Here is a 17,385-nt window from a genome sequence, read left to right as displayed (position 1 = left end):
ATCAGGGGCCACAACCCAAGCCGACCGGCGGCTCAGGCGATGCGATTGCGCAGCTCCCCGCCCTGCAGCTTGGCCTCGATATTGGCCAGCATCACCTGCTGCTGGGCGGTCTGGGCCGAGGCCGCATTGGCGGCGACATGGGGGCTGAGCACCAGGTTAGGCTGCTGGCGGAGGCGCTCGGGCACCGCGGGTTCGTGGGCGAAGACATCCAGCGCGGCGCCGGCGATCACCCCCTGCTCCAGGGCGTCGGCCAGGGCATCCTCGTCGACCACGCTGCCGCGGGAGATATTGACCAGATGGCCCTCCGCCCCCAGCGCGGCCAGGACCTCGGCATCCACCGCCCCCACGGTCTCGGCGCTGGCGCGGACCGCCACCACCAGCACATCGCTCCAGCGCGCCAGCTCCAGCAGGCTGCCATGGTAGGTGTAGTCCAGCCCCTCCCGCTTTGAGCGATTGAAGTAGCCGATTTCCATGTCGAAAGCTTCGCCGCGCCGGGCGATGCGCTGGCCGATCTCGCCCAGGCCATAGATGCCCAGGCGCCGCCCGGCCAGGCCCGGGACCTGGGGCATGCGCTCGATGGCGTTGCCCTGCCAGCGGCCGCTGCGGACGAAGGCATCGCCCTGCAGCAGGCGGCGCGCGCTGGCCAGGATCAGGCCAAAGGTGAATTCCGCCACGGCGGTAGCATTGGCGTCACCGGCGGTGGTCACGGCGATGCCGCGCTCGCGACAGGCCGCCAGGTCGACTCCCTCGTAGCCGGTGCCGTAGCAGGCCACCAGGCGCAGGGCCGGCAGGGCGTCCAGCAGCGCGGCGTGGGTCGGCAGGCCACCGATGGTCAGCAGCGCCACGGCTTCCTCGGCCCCGGCGGGCAGCGCCGCGGGATCGGCTGAGGGAAAGGGACCCAGAACCCGGTAGTGGGCTTCGAGCTGGGTCACCAGTCCCTGGGGCAATTGCGGGGCCATCAGCAATGTCTGTTTCATCTTGTAATACTTTCCCTGAGGCAAAACCCAAGCGTCGCCAGCAGGAGCCGTGGTCGTCAACCATTCTCTTTAGGCCGCTGCTTTCAACCGCCTAAAGCCTAGCTTCAGAGCTTAGCCAAGTCCCTGATCTGCCGGGATTTTCGTGCAACTTGGCGCCCCGACCCCAGGTCCGATCGGCGTCCGCCAACCACACAGGGATTTTCGGGATGACAAGAGTTCTCCGCCAGGCCGGCACCGCCTCCTGCCTCGCCTTGCTCGCCGGTCTGCCGCTGAGCGCCACGGCGCTGGAATTCAGCGGCTACGGCCGGGTAGGTGTCGGTGGCTCCGCGGAAGGCGGCAAGCAGAGCTGCTTCCAGCTGCCCGGGGCACCGGCCAAGTACCGCCTGGGTAACGAATGCGAGACCTACTGGGAACTCGAACTGCACCAGACCCTGTACAAGGGCGGCGATGGCACCGAACTCAAGGTGCACGGCATGGCCAGCCTCTACAACGTCTATGACCAGACTCCCACCTTCAGCGGCGACAACGGCAACGTGCGCCTGCCGCAGATCTGGACCAGCCTCAGCCTGCCGGCGCTCAATGGCGGCGGACTCTGGGCCGGTCGCCGCTACTACAAGCGTCACGACATCCATATCAACGACTTCTACTACTGGAATCCGAGCGGCACCGGTTTCGGCGTGGAAGACTACGGCCTGGGCGACAGCGGCCTGCGCCTGAGCTACGCCTTCAGTCGCGAAGACAACGTCGACCAGCCGGACAAGGCCAATCGCCACGACCTGAACCTGGGCGGCATCAAGACCAATCCCGGCGGCGAGATCGAACTGGGCCTGTCCTACATCCAGCGCGCCGGCCAGGTGCAGAACGCCCATAGCGGCTGGTCGGCCACCGCCGAGCACAAGCAGTCGCAGTTCTTTGGCGGGGTCAACGTCTTCACCGTGCAATACGGCCGCGGTCCGGGCACCGGCCTGGGCGCCACCGGCAGCCTGACCGCCGACCGGGACTACGAAAGCCTGCGCGTGCTCGAATCGCCGCGCTGGCAGCTCACCCCGCGCTTCGGCGGCCAGTTGCTGGCGCTCTACCAGCGCGACCGGGCGCCGGGCGATGGCGGCCAGACCTGGTATTCCTTTGGCGTACGGCCCAGCTATGCCTTCACCCGCCTGTTCAAGCTGCAGGTGGAGTTCGGCCACGACCAGATCCACCCCGACAGCGGTGCCACCCGCACGCTGAACAAGGTCACCGTGGCGCCGACCCTGGCGCTGGGCGGCATGGGGCTGATGGACCGCCCGGAGATCCGCCTCTACTGGACCTACGCGAGCTGGAATCGTGGCGCCCAGGACGCTGCCGTGGCCGGTACGGCGCTGTCCGACAGCGGCGCCTTCGGCGATGCCCGCCACGGCAACAACTTCGGTGTGCAGCTGGAAACCTGGTGGTAGACGGCAGCGAGCGAGACCGCCCGTCATAACCGGGCGAACTAAACGTAGGCCGCCCGGTCGGTTTCCTGACCACAGGAAGACCGATCAGGGAAATCGCCATGAATCCTCTCGCCCGCACACTGCCCGCCGCGAGCCTTGCCGCCGCCACCCCGCTGGAGCGCTTTCGGCGAGTCCGGGCCGCCAGCGAGGCGCTCTGCGCCCCGCTCACCGTCGAGGATTACGTCATCCAGAGCATGGCCGACGTCAGTCCGCCGAAATGGCACCTGGCCCACGTCACCTGGTTCTTCGAGGCCTTCATCCTCAAGCCCTTCCTGAAGGGTTACCAGACGCCCAATCCGGCCTACGACTACCTGTTCAACTCCTATTACGAGACCCACGGCAAGCCCTTCCCCCGGGCGGCCCGCGGGCACCTGTCGCGGCCGGGCGTGGACGACGTCTATCGCTTTCGCGCGGCGGTGGACACGGCCATGGCCGAGCTGCTCAGCGCGCCGCCCGCCGAACATGCCGCCGAGATCGCCCGACGCCTGGAACTCGGTCTGCACCACGAACAGCAGCACCAGGAATTGCTGCTCATGGACATCAAGCACATCCTGGCGCAGAACCCGCTGCATCCGGTCTATCGCACCGACCTGGCCAAGGGCCCCGCGGGCGCGGTCGCGCCCCTGGGTTGGGAAGCCCATCCGGGCGGCGTCCGGCATGTCGGCCATGGCGGCAAAGGCTTCGCCTTCGACTGCGAGACGCCGGTCCATCGGCAATTCGTCGACGATTTCCAGCTGGCCGATCGGCTGATCACCAATGGCGAATACCTGGACTTCATCGAAGACAACGGCTACGGCCGCAGCGATCTCTGGCTGTCCGACGGCGCCGCAGCCATCCGCACCCTCGGCTGGCAGGCGCCGCTGTACTGGCAGAAGCTCGACGGCGTCTGGCATCACTTCACCCTGAGCGGCCTGGCCCCGGTGGATCCGACCGCGCCGGTCTGCCACCTGAGCTTCTACGAAGCCGATGCCTACGCCAGCTGGGCCGGCGCGCGGCTGCCCACCGAGGCGGAATGGGAAACCGTGGCGGCGCGCCAGCCGATCCAGGGCAACTTCGTCGACCAGGATCACCTGCAACCGGTCGCCAACACGGACCAGGGCATGCGCCAGCTGTTTGGCGATGTCTGGGAGTGGACCGGCAGCGCCTTCCGCCCCTACCCCGGCTTCAAACCGCTGCCGGGCAGCCTGGGCGAATACAACGGCAAGTTCATGTCCGGCCAGATGGTCCTGCGCGGTGGCTGCTGCGCCACGCCCCAGGACCATGTGCGCGCCTCCTACCGCAACTTCTTCTATCCCACCATGCGCTGGCAGTTCTCCGGCCTGCGCCTGGCCAGAGAGGTCTGACCCATGGCCCTAGCCGTGCGCTTCTTCGATCAGCAACCGGCGACCGTCGCCGACAGCTCGTTGCGGGACGATGTGCTCCAGGGCTTCGCCCAGACCCCCAAGGCGCTGTCGCCCAAGTATTTCTACGATCAGCGCGGATCCGAGTTGTTCGAGGCCATCACCCGGCAGCCCGAGTACTATCCCACCCGTACCGAAGAGGGCATCCTCACCACGGCGGCCGGAGAGATCGCCCGCCTGGCCGGGCGCGACGCCGCCCTGGTCGAACTGGGCAGCGGCGCCAGTCGCAAGGTTCGCCTGCTGCTGGAAGCCATGCACCCGGCCGGCTACCTGGGCATCGACATCTCCCGGGAATTCCTGCTCAGCAGCACCCAGCGCCTGGCGGCCGACTATCCCTGGCTGGACGTCAGCGCCGCTTGCGCCGACTTCAGCCGGCCCATGACCCTGCCCAACAGTCTCGACGGCCTGCGCCCGATCGCCTTCTTTCCCGGCTCGAGCATCGGCAACTTCACCCCGGAAGAAGCCGGCGTCTTCCTGCGCAACCTGCACCGGATGCTGCCGGCGACCGGGGGCCTGCTGATCGGGGTGGACCTGATCAAGGACAAGGCGCGGCTGGATGCGGCCTACAACGACGCCGCTGGGGTGACCGCCGACTTCAATCTCAACCTGCTCGAACGCATCTGCCGCGAGCTGGACACCGACCTGGATCCGCAGCGCTTTCGGCACCTGGCCTTCTTCAACGAGGAACAGGCGCGCATCGAGATGCACCTAGTCAGCACCCGCGACCAGACCGTACATCTCGAAGGGCGTCGATTCACCTTCCATGAAGGGGAGCGACTGCATACCGAGAATTCCTACAAGTACAGCCTGGAGAGCTTTCGTGCGCTGGCCGAAGACGCCGGTTTCAGACAGGTGCGGGTGTGGACCGACCCCCAGGCGCTGTTCGCCGTCTTCTACTTCGCGGCCTGAGCCTTTCGACAGATAAATGACGACTGGCAGAGTGTGAGGCGGGTGGTGAGGGAACTCTCGACCCGATCACGCTCTAAGTAGCAATCTGCTACTACAGCGCACCGAGACGTTGCTATGGAGCCCGCTCCACTCACTGCGGCCAATGAACGCCAGCGTCTTGCACTGCTGCGCGATCTCGCCTTGATCGATCGTCCTTCCGACCGTGCCTTCCAAGATCTCACCGATCTCTGCGCGCGGCTGTTCGACGTCCCCTATGCAATGATCTGCTTTCTTGACGGCCAGCAGGTCCATTGTCGAGCCACCGTGGGCTGCGCGCCCCTGACCGTGCCGCGCGGCCAGTCGTTCTGCCAGCACCTGCAGGAAACCAACCTGCCGCTGCAGGTGGAAGACGCCCGCAACGACGCCCGCTTCGCCGATCTCCAGGTGGTCACGGGCGCGCCCCACATCCGCTATTACCTGGGCGCACCGCTGCGCACGACCGAAGGGCTGATGCTCGGCAGCCTCTGCCTGTTCGATTCGGCGCCCCGCGCCGCCCTGCCCCAGGATCGGCTGATAGCGCTGCAGCAACTGGCGGCCCTCGCCAGCCAGCACATCGAATTGCTGCGTACCGAGGCCTTCTGGGATCCGGTCACCCAACTGCCCAATGGCCAGCGCTTCATCGAAGATGCCGAAGCCCTCACCCGGGCGGGCACCCGCGTGGTGGCCGTGGCGGCCGATCTGTTCGCCCAGAGCTATCTCAACGACTTCATCAAGGCCATGGGCCAGGCGCACTTCGATGGCCTGCAGCGCGCCATCAAGCAGCACCTGCGGCGCCTGTTGCCGGTCGAGCTGCCCCTGTATCGCCTGGGGCCGGCTCGCTTCGGCTTTCTGCTGCACGACGCCGACGAGGCCGCGCAACAGGCGCTGCTCGAACGCCTGCAGGAGGAATTGACCGGGGTGCTCGACTACAACGGCATTCCCATCCAGACCCGCCTGGGCCTGGGGGTGATGTCCCTGACCGACGATCACCCGGCCGACTGGCTGCGCGCGCTGATCGCCACCGCCGACGATGCCCGCGCCGAGATGCGCGGCTGCCGGCATTTCGATCCGCAGCACGACGCCGCCTACCGCCGCGCCTTCGCCCTGCTCAGCGCCCTGCCCCAGGCGCTGCGCGCCGAGGATCAGCTGAGCCTGGTCTACCAGCCGCGCATCGACCTGGCCACCGGTCGCTGCCACAGCGTCGAGGCACTGCTGCGCTGGCAGCATCCGCACCTGGGCCCGGTCAGTCCGGCGGAATTCATTCCGCTGGCGGAAAAGACCGCACTGATCACCGCCCTGAGTCGCTGGGTGATGCAACAGGCCATCAGCCAGGCCTATACCTGGCAGCGGGAGGGCCGGAGTCTGGGCGTGGCGATCAACATCTCCGCCCACGACCTGAACGATCCGGACTTCACCGAGCAGACCACCGAGTTGCTGCAGCGCTATCCGGTCAATCCCCGGCGCCTGGAGCTGGAGGTCACCGAGAATGCCCTGCTGGGTGACGTGGCCCTGATCCATCGCCAGCTGGCCGCCCTGCGCGAGCTGGGCATCGGCATCGCCATCGACGACTTCGGGACCGGCTACAACAACCTCTCGCACCTGCGCGAATTGCCGGCCGACACCATCAAGATCGACCGCAGCTTCGTGCGCGAGCTGACCCATCGCACCAAGGACCGGCTGATCGTCAGTTCGCTGATCGAACTGTCCCATCAACTGGGCTTTCGCATCACCGCCGAGGGTATCGAGACCGCCGAGGCCCTGGCCAGCCTGCTGGCCATGGGCTGCGACGAAGGCCAGGGCTTCTGGATCGGCAAGCCCATGCCCGAACCGGAGTTGCAGGCCTGGCTGCTGATCCAGCAACCGGATCTGCAACGCTCGACCCGCCGCGCCCCGGTCTTCCAGCTGTTCGACAACGCCGCCAAGCACTGAGTCCGCCCTGCCCCGCGGTCTCGCCGCGGGTTGGCGCCTCAGGCCCGGCGCGGGATCACTCCTGGGTGCGCTTGCGCGGCGGCGCGAAGCCGTCGGCCGAGGTCGGCACCAGGGCGCCGGGGCGGCGCTCGGACTTGGGTTTGGCCTTGGTCTTGGCCTTGCCGTCCTTCTTGCCCTCGGTCTTTTTCTTCTTCACGCCGGCGGCCTTGCCCGACGCCTTGAGCTTTTTCGGACCGTTGTAGCTGGCCTTGAGACCCGGCAGGTGACGGCGCTCGAATCTCAGCTTGAGATAGCGCTCGATGCTGGACATCAAATTCCAGTCGCCATGGGTGACGAAGGAAATCGCCAGACCGGCCTCGCCGGCGCGGCCGGTGCGGCCGATGCGGTGGACGTATTCGTCGCCACTGCGCGGCAGGTCGTAGTTGATCACCAGGTCCAGGCCGTCGACGTCCAGGCCACGGGCGGCCACGTCGGTGGCGATCAGCACCTTGACCGCGCCGCTCTGCAGCCGCTCCACGGCCAGCTTGCGGTCCTTGGTGTCCTTGTCGCCGTGCAGCACGAAGACCTTGAGGCCCTCGGCCACCAGGCGGCCGGTCAGGCGATCGGCCTGCACCTTGGTGTTGGTGAAGACGATGGCCTTGCGATAGGTCTCGTTGGCCAGCAGCCACTGCAGCAGGCGCTCCTTGTGCGGCGGCTCGTCGGCCAGGATCACCTGCTGCAGCACGGCTTCGTTGAGTTCGCCCGTGCGGTCCAGCATGAGATTCTGCGGCTCGCGCAGGACCTGCTCGACCACCTGACGCAGGCTGTTGCCACCGCTGGTCGCGGAGAACAGCAGGGTCTGGCGACCTTCCCGCTCGCAACTCGCGGCGATCTGCAGCACGTCCTCGGAAAAGCCCATGTCCAGCATGCGGTCGGCTTCGTCGAGTACCAGCATCTCGATGTCTTTCAGGTTGACGTTGCCGGCGTTGCGCTGCTCCAGCAGGCGTCCGGGGGTGGCCACCAGGATTTCCGGATTCTTGCGCAGGCCGGCGGCCTGGACGCGGAAGTCCTCGCCGCCGATCACCAGGCCGGCCTTGAGAAAGGTGAACTGGCCGAAGCGTTCGATTTCCTTGGCGGTCTGCTGGGCCAGCTCGCGGGTCGGCAGCAGGATCAGGGCACGGGCGCCGGAGCGGGGCTTGGGATCCTTGAGCAGGCGATCCAGCAGCGGCAGCAGGAAGGCGGCGGTCTTGCCACTGCCGGTGCGGGCGGTGACACGCAGGTCGTGGCCTTCCAGGGCGGGGCCCACGGCAGCGGCCTGGACCGGGGTGGGCGTCTTAAAGCCCAGGGTATCGAGGGCCTTGAGCAGGCGCTCGTGCAGAGCGAGTTCGGTAAACACGGGTAGACCTCGGTAAAGAAAGGGCGGCCGCCGCGGGCGACCGCAGGTGATCAGGGGACCAGACGGCTGCGGAACAGCGCCTGGTGCTCGCGGCACTGGGCGGCGGCCAGCAGGAAGACGCCATGGCCGCCACGCTCGAATTCGAGCCAGGTGAAATCGACTTCCGGATAGAGCGCCTCGACGTGGACCTGGCTGTTACCCACCTCGACGATCAGGATGCCCTGTTCGGTGAGGTGATCGGCGGCCTCGGCCAGCATCCGCCGCACCAGATCCAGGCCGTCCTCGCCACAGGCCAGGCCCAGGGCCGGTTCGTGCTGGTATTCGGCCGGCATGTCGGCGAAATCCTCGGCATCCACATAGGGCGGATTGCTGACGATCAGATCGAAACGCTGCCCCGGCAGTCCGGCGAAGCCGTCGCCCTGGACGGTATAGACGCGATCCTCTAGGTCGTGGCGCTCGATGTTCTGCCAGGCCACTTCGAGGGCGTCGTAGGACAGATCGCCCAGGGCCACCTCGGCCGCGGGGAAGGCATAGGCGCAGGCGATGCCGATGCAGCCCGAGCCGGTGCAGAGATCGAGGATGCGCGCCGGCGCGGCCGGCAGCCAGGGGACAAATTGCGCTTCGATCAGCTCGCCGATGGGCGAACGTGGCACCAGTACCCGCTCGTCGACGGTGAACGGCAGGCCGCAGAACCAGGCTTCGCCGAGCAGATAGGCAGTCGGCACGCGCTCCTGGATGCGCTTGTGCAGCAGCACCCCGAGTGCGTAGCGCTCGTCGTCTTCCAGGGCGCAGTCCAGGTAGCGATCGGCGGTGTCCCAGGGCAGGTGCACGGCACCCAGCACCAGGGCGCGGGCCTCGTCCCAGGCGTTGTCGTGGCCATGGCCGAAGAACAGCTCTTCGGCATGGAAGCGGCTGACGGCCCAGCGGATGTGGTCGCGCAAGGTGCGCAGGCGGGATTCGCTCATGAAAGGCTCCGGATGATCAGCCGCGCATTCTACCCCGCGCCCGGTCCGGCTGCAGGAACTTAACGCCAGACCCCTTCTTCCTAACCCTAGACCTTCAACGAGGAGAACGTCATGAGCAAGACCGTAGCCGACCATCTCTGGGAGCGACTCGGCCAGTGGAACGTCGAGCGCATCTTCGGTTATCCCGGCGATGGCATCAACGGCATCATGGGCGCCCTGGGGCGGGTGGCCGAGCAGTTCGACTACGTACGGGTGCGCCACGAAGAGATGGCCGCTTTCATGGCCTGTGCCCATGCCAAGTTCACCGGCGAGGTGGGCGTCTGCCTGGCCACCTCCGGGCCCGGCGCCATCCACCTGCTCAACGGCCTGTACGACGCCAAGATGGACCATATGCCGGTGGTCGCCCTGGTCGGCCAGCAAGCCGCCTCTTCGCTCGGCAGCGACTACCAGCAGGAAGTCGACCTGCACACCCTGTTCAAGGACGTTTCCGCCTATGTGGAGACGGTGGTGCATCCGGCGCAGCTGCGCCATGTCATCGACCGCGCCTTTCGCGTGGCCATCGCCGAGCGCCAGGTGGCCACGGTGATCATTCCCAACGATATCCAGCAGCTGCCGGCGGTGGAAAGCCCGCCGCACCAGCATGCCAATGTCCTTTCCGGTGCCGGCGCCATCCCGCCGCGACCCTATGCCCAGGAAGACGACCTGCAGGCCGCCGCCGACATCCTCAATGCCGGCAAGAAGGTGGCCCTGCTGGTAGGCGCCGGCGCCCTGCAGGCGCGTAGCGAGGTGATGGCGGTGGCCGAGAAGCTCAGCGCCGGGGTGGCCAAGGCGCTGCTGGGCAAGGGTGTGCTCTCCGACGAATTGCCCTATGTCACCGGCTCCATCGGCCTGCTCGGCACCGAGGCCAGCGATCTGCTGATGAAGGAATGCGACACCCTGCTGATCGTCGGCTCGACCTTTCCCTATACCGAATTCCTGCCCCAGGAAGGCCAGGCGCGAGCGGTGCAGATCGACCTGCATGCCCGCAACATCAGCATGAGGTATCCCATCGAGCAGCCGTTGCTAGGCGATGCCGCCGAGACCCTGCGGCGCCTGCTGCCGCTGCTGCAGAGCAAGCCGCACGACAAATGGCGGGCCCGCATCGAGAAGAGCGTGGCCGCTTCCTGGCACTCCATCGAGCAGCGCGCCCTGGCACCCGCCGATCCGATCAATCCGCAGCGGGTGTTCCATGAACTGTCCAGCCAGTTGCCGCGCGACGCCATCCTCTGCGGCGACAGCGGTTCCCACACCAACTGGTATGCCCGCGACATCCGCATGAGCGGGCAGATGCTGGGGTCGCTGTCGGGCAAGCTGGCGACCATGGGCTGCGGCATTCCCTATGCCATCGCGGCCAAGTTCGCCCATCCGGATCGCCCGGTGATCGCCCTGGTGGGCGACGGCGCCATGCAGATGAACGGCAATGCCGAACTGGTCACCCTGCAGCAGTACTGGAAGAGATTCAGCAACCCGACCTTTATCGTCATGGTGCTCAACAACGGCGATCTCAACCAGGTGACCTGGGAGCAGCGGGCCCTGGCCGGCGATCCCAAGTTCGCCCCGGCCCAGGACGTGCTCGACTTCCCCTATGCCCGCTATGGCGAATTGCTGGGCTTCAAGGGCCTGCGCATCCATCGCCCGGACGAGGTGGCCGATGCCTGGCAGCAGGCCTTCGAGGCGGATCGCCCGGTGGTGCTGGAATTCGTCACCGATCCCAGCGTACCGCCGTTGCCGCCGCACATCAGCTTCGAGCAGGCCCGGGCCTTCCTCGGCGCTATCGCCAGTGGCGATCCGAATCGCTGGGACATGCTCAAGCAGGGGGCCCGGCAGCTGCTGCGCTAGCCCGCGCCGCTCAGGCTCGCCAAGGATCGCCGAGGCGTATAACCTCGGCGGCCTTACAGAGCCTGGGGTATGAGCATGCAGTTGCCCGAGCAAGACCGTTTCGATCCGCCGCCGCTGCGCCTGCGGCGGCCCTTTCTGACCTCCCTCGCCGCCGGCCTCGGCACCCTCTTGGTGCTAACCGGCCTGGCCGCGCTGCTGGCGGGCGGTGCCGCGCTGCTCCAGCTGCCGCAGCTGGCCCCCTATCTGACCCTGGCCCGCGAGACCGCCCAGGGCTTCCTGGGCGGCGGTGCGCTGCTCTTGCTCGTCGGGCTCTGGTTGCGCCGCCGTAGCCAGCGGCGTTGGCGCTATCGCAATGCCCTAAGCCTCTCGCCCGAGCTCAGGCGGCGGCGCTAGCTAGCGCTGCCGCAGGCGTGCCAGGCCACCGCCCAACAGTCCGGTGAGGCAACCCAGCACCAGGCCGCCGACATGGGCGCCATTGGCGATGGAGCCGAAACCGAGCAGGTCGAAGACGCCGGTCAGGCAGATCACCAGCCAGATCAGCATCATGGCCACTACGCCGCGCGGCATGCGATAGGCCGGATTGGGCGCCAGCCACTGGAACAGCCAGCAGTGGCCGAGCAGGCCATAGAGCACCCCGGAAAGGCCACCGAACAGCGCCGGGCCGGTCCAGGCGTACTGCACCAGGTTGGAGCCGGCGGCGAACACCAGGGTCAGGAGCAGCAGCATCAGGCCGCCCTGGCGGAATTCTATGCGCCGACCCAGTTCCCAGTACCAGAGGGCATTCATCGCCAGGTGCAGCAGGCCGAAGTGCAGGAAGATCGGGGTGACCAGTCGCCACCACTCGCCGCGGGCCAGACTGGCGTCGAGATCGAGAAAGGCGATGTGCTCGGCGTCGATCAGGCGGAATTCCTGCAGCGTCAGATAGTGGATCAGCGCCAGGTTGTCGCCCAGTTCGGTGGCCAGCCCCAGCAACAGGGTGATGGCGAGAAAGATAGCGCTGACCGGACTGGCCTTGAGTTGCGCCAGCAGACCGAAGCCCCGGGGTCCGCGCCGGGCCTGGACCTCGCCGCGCGGATCGCCGTCGGGATAGCGCTCATAGAGCGTGCGGGTCTCCTCGACCCGCGCCGGGTCCAGCACCCAGAGCACCTGGCTGTCGCCCTCTTCGACCACCCGATGGCGGATCTGCAGGCGCCGCAGCAGGCGCGTGAAGCCCAGCAGGTCTTGGCCCAGGGGCACGCGCAGCACGGGTTGCGGCTGGTTCATCGTCCCTCCTCGCGCTGGACGTCGATCCAGACGAACTTGGCCGGGTCGATCTGGCGTTCGTCATCGAGGCGGTAGGCCACCAGCTTGCCGTACTTGACCGCGCTGTAGTCCAAGCAGGCCAGGTTGGGCCGCAAGGGTTCGGGATGGCCGTCGCGCCAGTAGTGACCGACGAACAGCATCGGCTCATCCTCGCCGTAGCAGAGCAGCCCAGCCTTTTCCTCGTCGCTCAGGGGTTCGCAGGCGATTTCCGCCGGCAGCGCATCGGGCTGGAAAACGACGTCGCCATAGGTCTGGGGATCGCTCTCCCAGAACTTGGTGCGAAAGCGCGCCCGCACGGAGCCGTCACTGCCGGTGAGGCGCAGGCCATGGGGCAAGGGCAGCGAGACGCCATTGAGCAGGCGCGAGGCGACCCGACTGGCCAGGCTGCCGCCGACGATGGACTGGCGGACGAAGTCCTCGTCGATGCAGGCATCCGGATAATGGTGGAGAAATTCGTCGATCAGCCGCTGATCCCAGCAGGCATGGACGATGCGGAAGTGACCGAAGTCCCTGCACAACGGCAGCCGGTACAACCAGCGCAGGTGGTCCTGCCACTCCCGGGGATGGTCGGCGAAGGCCGCCAGGGTCTCCTGGATCAGCTGGCGATGGCGCGGCGTGTGCTCGCGCACCCAGGTCTGCCCAGTGCCGGGGAGCGCCGGGGTGTGCCAGGCCAGGGCATTGAGTTCGTGATTGCCGAGGATGCAGTGGGCATGGCCGCCTTCGACCATGGCCCGTACCCGGCGCAGCGAGCCGCGGATGCGCGGGCCACGATCGACAAGGTCACCGAGAAAGATCGCCTGGCGCTCGGGGTGCTGCCAGACGCCATCCACCTGCCGGTAGTCGAGCCGCTCCAGCAGCAGGTCCAAGGTATGGGCGCAGCCGTGGAGGTCGCCGATCAGATCGTAACCGCGGTGCATCAGTCGTCTCCCAGGCGACTGCCCCAGCCGAGCTTGGTCCGGCAGATCTCGTAGTAGTTGTGATCCAGCGGGTGGATCAGCCTGAGCTTGTGGGGCTTCTTCTGAATGGTCACGGTATCGCCGGGTGCGCAGGTGAAATGATTCTGGCCATCACATGAGACCTGCGGATAGATCGTCATGTTCGGCGACACCAGGATCGACAGGGTGCTGTCGCCGGACACCACGATGGGTCGGCTGGACAGGGTGTGGGGATACATGGGCACCACCACGATGGCATCCAGCTTGGGATGCATGATGGGGCCGCCCGCCGACAGCGAGTAGGCGGTGGAACCGGTGGGGGTGGCGACGATCAGGCCGTCGGCGCGCTGGCTGCAGACGAACTGGCCGTCGATGTACAACTCGAATTCGATCATCCGGGTGGACTTGCCCGGGTGCAGCACCACGTCGTTGAGGGCATCGCCCTGGCCGATCATCTCGCCGCCGCGCTCGACGAAGGCGTCCAGCAGGAAACGCGTCTCCATCAGGTACTGGCCGTCGAGCACCTCGGCGACCTTGGTCTCCAGCTCGTCGGGGCGGATGTCGGTGAGAAAGCCCAGCTTGCCGCGGTTGATGCCCAGCACCGGCACCCGCGGGCGCACCAGGGCGCGCGCGGCGCCGAGCAGGCTGCCGTCGCCGCCGACCACAATCACCAGGTCGCAGATCTCGCCCATGAGCTTGCGCGATACCGTCTGCAGGCCGTGTCCGGGCAGCACCTCGGCGATGGTGTTTTCCAGGATGACGTTGCGCCCGCGTTGCAGCAGAAAGGTCTTGAGCCGGCGGATGGTGTCCAGCACCTGGGTGCTGCCGAGTCGACCGATGATGCCGATGTTACGAAAGGAGTCCATGACGCGCCGGCGGCCCCGTTGGCTGGAAAGTGCGGAAAGTATGGGCGAAAGGCCGTGGCAGCGGCAAACCGCCCTCATCCGACCGCGGGTCGCCGCCGGTGATCCGCAGCGACCCGGCTTGGCCTATGCTGGCGCCATGACGCCCTTCGCCGAGCTGCACGCCCTGCCCCGCCGCCTGAGCCAGCCCCAGGTGCGTGACCTCGCCTGGACCCTGATCGCCCCGCCCGTGCTGGAAGCCGCCGACACCCGCCATCCGCTGGCCGCCAGCGACTGGGCGAGCCATCCCGAAAGACTGGCCGACTGGCTGCGGCAACAGGACGCGGCCCCCGCGGCCCTCGCGGCCTGGCTCGCCCAGGGCAGCGACCGCCGTCTGGGGCGCCAGTACGAAAGACTCTGGCAATTCGCCCTGGACCGGGCGCCGGGACTCAGGTTGCGCGCGGCCAACCTGCCCCTGCGCGACGGCGACCGTACCCTGGGCGAGCTGGACCTGCTGGTGGAAGACGCCGAGGGGGTCCATCACCTGGAACTGGCGGTGAAGTTCTACCTGGGCGAAGGCCCGCCGGACACGCCCCGCTGGCTGGGTCCCGGTGGCGAGGACCAGCTGGCGCGCAAGCTCGCCCATCTGCGCCAGCGCCAGCTGCCGCTGTCGGCCACGCCCCTGGCCCAGGCCAGCCTGGCGGCGCTGGACATCGCCCCGCCGCGGGCGGCGCTGTGGCTGGGCGGCTACCTGTTCCAGCCGCTCGATCGCCCCCTGCCCTGGCCGGCGGAGGCCCTGCCACCCCGGCAACCCCAGCTGTGGTGCGCGCGCGGGCAACTGCCGGAGGGTCCCTGGGAGGTGCTGCCCAAGGGGCACTGGCTGGCACCCGCGGTCGCCGACACGCCCTGCCTGCCGCTGCCGGACGGCGAGCCGATCTGGCCGCAATTGCTGGTGCGGCGCGATGCACGCGGCGACGAGGATGCCCGGTTGTTCCTGGTGCCTGCGGATTGGCCGGCTCAGCCGCCGGCCAAGGCCGCCAGCTGAGGCACTAGCGCGCGACGGCCCTGGAGGCCACCGCTGTGGATCAGCACCAGGCGACTGCCCGGTGCCATTGCCCCACCCTCGATGGCCTGGCGCAGCGCCAGCCAGAGTTTGCCGGTATAGAGCGGATCCAGGGCGATCCCGGTCTGCGCCTCGAACTCCTCCATGGCCCGCGCCAGTTCGGCATCGAGGCGGCCGAAGCCACCGCGGCTGGCGTCCAGCAGGCGCCAGTTCGCGGCGGCGTGCTGGGCGAGCAACCGATCGAGGTTGGCTTCGACCCCATGCCCAGGTGGCACCGCCAGGCCGCCCACCACCTGCCAAGCGGGATCGGCGGCGCGGATCACCCCAGCCAGGGTGGTGCCGGTGCCCGCGGCCAGCCAGAGTTGCTGGCAATCGGGCCAGCCCAGGGCGGCGAGGCCCTGGCGCAGCTCCGTGACGATGGCCGCGCAGGCCGCGGCGGCCTGCTCGTCGCAGCCGCCTTCGGGAACGGGTAGCAACTCGGGATAGCGAGCCTGCCAGGGCTGCCAGAAGTCGCTGTCATGGCGGCGGCGATAGCCGCCATAGCCGAGCCAGTGCAGGGTCATGCCATCGGCCTGCAGATCCTGGACGGTGGGCGTCCGGCAGGGCTCGCCACGCAAGAGGCCGACTGTGGCGAAGCCCTCCTCCCGACCCAGAGCGGCCAGCGCATGCAGATGATTGGAGTGGGCACCGCCGAGGCTGATGAGCCCGCGGCCCTCGCCCCGGGCCAGGCGTTCGCGCCAGGGCCGCAGCTTGTAGCCCTTGTTGCCGTTATGCGCGGCCGGACGCTGGTCCAGGCGCAGCACCGCCAGGCGCAGGTCGCGCGCCGCCAGGGCGGCGAGCTGCACCTCCTGGAGCACGGCGGGCGGGGGAAAGGTCATCAGCCAGGAGATCAGAGATTGGCGACGTCGCCATCGCTGTCATCGCCGCGGTGCTCGGCGCACAGGGTCGAGCGCAGCGGATCGAACTGGGCGGGATGCTCCACCCGCACCACCGGCCGCCCGCAGCGCTCGCCATCCACCTCGGCCTGGCACACCGGCTGCTGGTGGTGCTCCAGCCAGCGCTGGTATTGCTCGCGACTGACCTTGCAGTGCTCGGCGACATAGCCCAGGGGATCGGTGCTGAACCGCGGCACGTCCTGGCGACTGAGGATCAGATGACCGGCGCCGGGCTGGAAGGTGACGAACAGGATGCCCTGGCGCGCCAGGCGCTCCAGCTGGCCTTCGTTGCTGTCGCCGATCAGCTGGGTGCAGCGCTCGCGCAGCTGGCGGATGTCTTCCTGCAACTGGCCGTCCAGTTCGTCGCGGTACTTGAGTTCCACCTCGCGGATGGTCAGCTGGTTCTTCAGCTCACCCACTGCGGCGGCCACCCGGGCCTCGCTCTCGGCCTCGGACTGGATGCGCAGCGCCTCGATCTTGTAGAGGGCGTTGCGCTCCAGGGTGCGCATCTGCTCGTTGAGTTCTTCGCGCTGCTGGCGGGCCTGCTCGTGCTGCTGCTCCAGGTGCTGGGCCAGGGCGGCGTAGCGCACCTCCAGCTCGGCCTTGGCGGCGCGCACCTCGTCGGCGTCGCGCTGCAGGCGCGCCAGGTCTTCCTGGTGCTGGCGGGTCAGGGTCAGCAGCCGGGTGCGCTGACCGGCGATCAGCTTGTCCAGCGCCTCCTGGTGTTCCTGGGCGAGGATGCGGCGGACCCGTTCGAGACGGGCCTCGACATCGATGCCGTCGGCGGCGCTGGGGTGGTATTCCCCGGCCAGCTCCACCTCGCCATCGCGTGGCGCGACCAGGCCCAGGCAATCGCGGATCGCCTGCCAGTCGTCGTGCTCGGCCTCGCTGCGCGGATCCCAGAGATCGCCCTGGTGCCAGGAAATCGGGCAATGACTGCGACTGGCCAGGCGGATCGGTCCGGCGCCCAGGTCGGGACCGACGTCGCCGCGCTCGGCCAGCTCTCCCAGCGGCAGGTCCCATTCCGGCAGCGGTTTGCCCTGGGCATCGAAGGCCAGCAGGAAAAACACCGCGGCCTTGACCCGGCGGTGGTCGTCCAGCAGCAGATAGACGAAGCGATGGCGCCGTCCGGCGCAGTCGAGCAGCGTCTGGTCGCCCTGCCAGAGCGCCTGAAAATCGGGAAACAGCAAGGCGCGATTCACACCCTGGTCGCCGAACCCCAGCACCACCGGGGTCAGTACCGCCTCTTCGTTCAACGTCTCTGCCATCTCTCGCCGCGTGCTCTGTCGATCCCACATGAATACCGAGGCCGGCGTCTCGCCAATTGGCGACCGGACCTGCGTCCGCCCGCGACCTCTGGCGGCGACGCGGTGACCCGCGTTTCC

General features: G+C 67.9%; 15 protein-coding genes. 7 read left to right on the top strand and 8 right to left on the bottom strand.

All coding sequences use genetic code 11. From position 1 onward, the window contains the following. Positions 1-32 precede the first annotated feature (32 nt). Entirely contained in the window at positions 33-977 is a 945-nt protein-coding gene (locus FHR73_RS03295; protein WP_183629555.1) for a 2-hydroxyacid dehydrogenase, read from the bottom strand. A 206-nt stretch (positions 978-1,183) separates the two neighbouring features. On the opposite strand from FHR73_RS03295, the gene FHR73_RS03290 reads away from it, so the two are divergent. From FHR73_RS03290 to FHR73_RS03275, 4 genes are all read left to right on the top strand, one after another. Further along, complete coding sequence (locus FHR73_RS03290; RefSeq protein WP_183629554.1) at positions 1,184-2,410, top strand: carbohydrate porin; 1,227 nt, start codon at positions 1,184-1,186, stop codon at positions 2,408-2,410. A 98-nt stretch (positions 2,411-2,508) separates the two neighbouring features. Further along, positions 2,509-3,792 carry an ergothioneine biosynthesis protein EgtB gene (egtB, locus tag FHR73_RS03285; RefSeq protein ID WP_183629553.1) on the top strand — a complete coding sequence of 428 codons (1,284 nt, stop codon included), beginning with the start codon at positions 2,509-2,511 and terminating at the stop codon, positions 3,790-3,792. Positions 3,793-3,795: 3 nt separating this feature from the next. Then, on the top strand, positions 3,796-4,758 hold the full coding sequence (gene egtD / locus FHR73_RS03280; protein ID WP_183629552.1) for an L-histidine N(alpha)-methyltransferase: 963 nt from the start codon (positions 3,796-3,798) through the stop codon (positions 4,756-4,758). A 114-nt stretch (positions 4,759-4,872) separates the two neighbouring features. Further along, positions 4,873-6,705: a bifunctional diguanylate cyclase/phosphodiesterase gene (locus FHR73_RS03275; RefSeq protein ID WP_183629551.1), complete on the top strand. Its 1,833-nt coding sequence runs from the start codon at positions 4,873-4,875 to the stop codon at positions 6,703-6,705. A 55-nt stretch (positions 6,706-6,760) separates the two neighbouring features. On the opposite strand, the gene FHR73_RS03270 is transcribed toward FHR73_RS03275, so the two are convergent. After that, positions 6,761-8,080, bottom strand: coding sequence for a DEAD/DEAH box helicase (locus FHR73_RS03270; protein ID WP_183629550.1), 1,320 nt, complete (start codon positions 8,078-8,080; stop codon positions 6,761-6,763). A gap of 50 nt (positions 8,081-8,130) precedes the next feature. After that, positions 8,131-9,045, bottom strand: a complete 915-nt coding sequence (gene prmB / locus FHR73_RS03265; protein ID WP_183629549.1) for a 50S ribosomal protein L3 N(5)-glutamine methyltransferase — start codon at positions 9,043-9,045, stop codon at positions 8,131-8,133. Positions 9,046-9,156: 111 nt separating this feature from the next. Between prmB and FHR73_RS03260 the strand changes: the two genes are divergently transcribed. Together FHR73_RS03260 and FHR73_RS03255 are read left to right on the top strand one after the other, a co-directional pair. Next, positions 9,157-10,923: a thiamine pyrophosphate-requiring protein gene (locus FHR73_RS03260; protein ID WP_183629548.1), complete on the top strand. Its 1,767-nt coding sequence runs from the start codon at positions 9,157-9,159 to the stop codon at positions 10,921-10,923. Between the two features lie 69 nt (positions 10,924-10,992). Continuing rightward, positions 10,993-11,316 carry a hypothetical protein gene (locus FHR73_RS03255; RefSeq protein WP_183629547.1) on the top strand — a complete coding sequence of 108 codons (324 nt, stop codon included), beginning with the start codon at positions 10,993-10,995 and terminating at the stop codon, positions 11,314-11,316. Here the strand turns inward: FHR73_RS03255 and FHR73_RS03250 are convergent, their stop codons facing one another. From FHR73_RS03250 to FHR73_RS03240, 3 genes are read right to left on the bottom strand one after another with little or no spacing between them, the layout of a single operon-like run. Further along, entirely contained in the window at positions 11,317-12,186 is an 870-nt protein-coding gene (locus tag FHR73_RS03250) for a rhomboid family intramembrane serine protease (RefSeq protein WP_183629546.1), read from the bottom strand. Continuing rightward, entirely contained in the window at positions 12,183-13,142 is a 960-nt protein-coding gene (locus FHR73_RS03245; RefSeq protein ID WP_183629545.1) for a metallophosphoesterase, read from the bottom strand. The genes FHR73_RS03250 and FHR73_RS03245 overlap by 4 nt, the downstream gene beginning before the upstream one ends. Next, complete coding sequence (locus FHR73_RS03240; protein ID WP_007158929.1) at positions 13,142-14,026, bottom strand: NAD(+) kinase; 885 nt, start codon at positions 14,024-14,026, stop codon at positions 13,142-13,144. Before FHR73_RS03240 ends, FHR73_RS03245 begins: the two co-directional genes overlap by 1 nt. Before the next feature lie 40 nt (positions 14,027-14,066). On the opposite strand from FHR73_RS03240, the gene FHR73_RS03235 reads away from it, so the two are divergent. Further along, entirely contained in the window at positions 14,067-15,047 is a 981-nt protein-coding gene (locus FHR73_RS03235; protein ID WP_183629544.1) for a DUF1853 family protein, read from the top strand. On the opposite strand, the gene FHR73_RS03230 is transcribed toward FHR73_RS03235, so the two are convergent. Both FHR73_RS03230 and FHR73_RS03225 read right to left on the bottom strand, forming a co-directional pair. Continuing rightward, positions 15,020-15,943, bottom strand: a complete 924-nt coding sequence (locus FHR73_RS03230; RefSeq protein WP_183629543.1) for a 1-aminocyclopropane-1-carboxylate deaminase/D-cysteine desulfhydrase — start codon at positions 15,941-15,943, stop codon at positions 15,020-15,022. The genes FHR73_RS03235 and FHR73_RS03230 overlap by 28 nt on opposite strands. A gap of 11 nt (positions 15,944-15,954) precedes the next feature. Continuing rightward, positions 15,955-17,268, bottom strand: a complete 1,314-nt coding sequence (locus FHR73_RS03225; protein WP_183629542.1) for a chromosome partitioning protein ParA — start codon at positions 17,266-17,268, stop codon at positions 15,955-15,957. Positions 17,269-17,385 lie beyond the last annotated feature (117 nt).

It is taken from the genome of Pseudomonas sp. AS2.8, from assembly GCF_014190935.1.
GTDB lineage: Bacteria > Pseudomonadota > Gammaproteobacteria > Pseudomonadales > Pseudomonadaceae > Chryseomonas.
The sequence above is the reverse complement of the archived record's forward strand: the minus strand, read 5'-3'. Positions and strand labels throughout refer to the sequence as shown.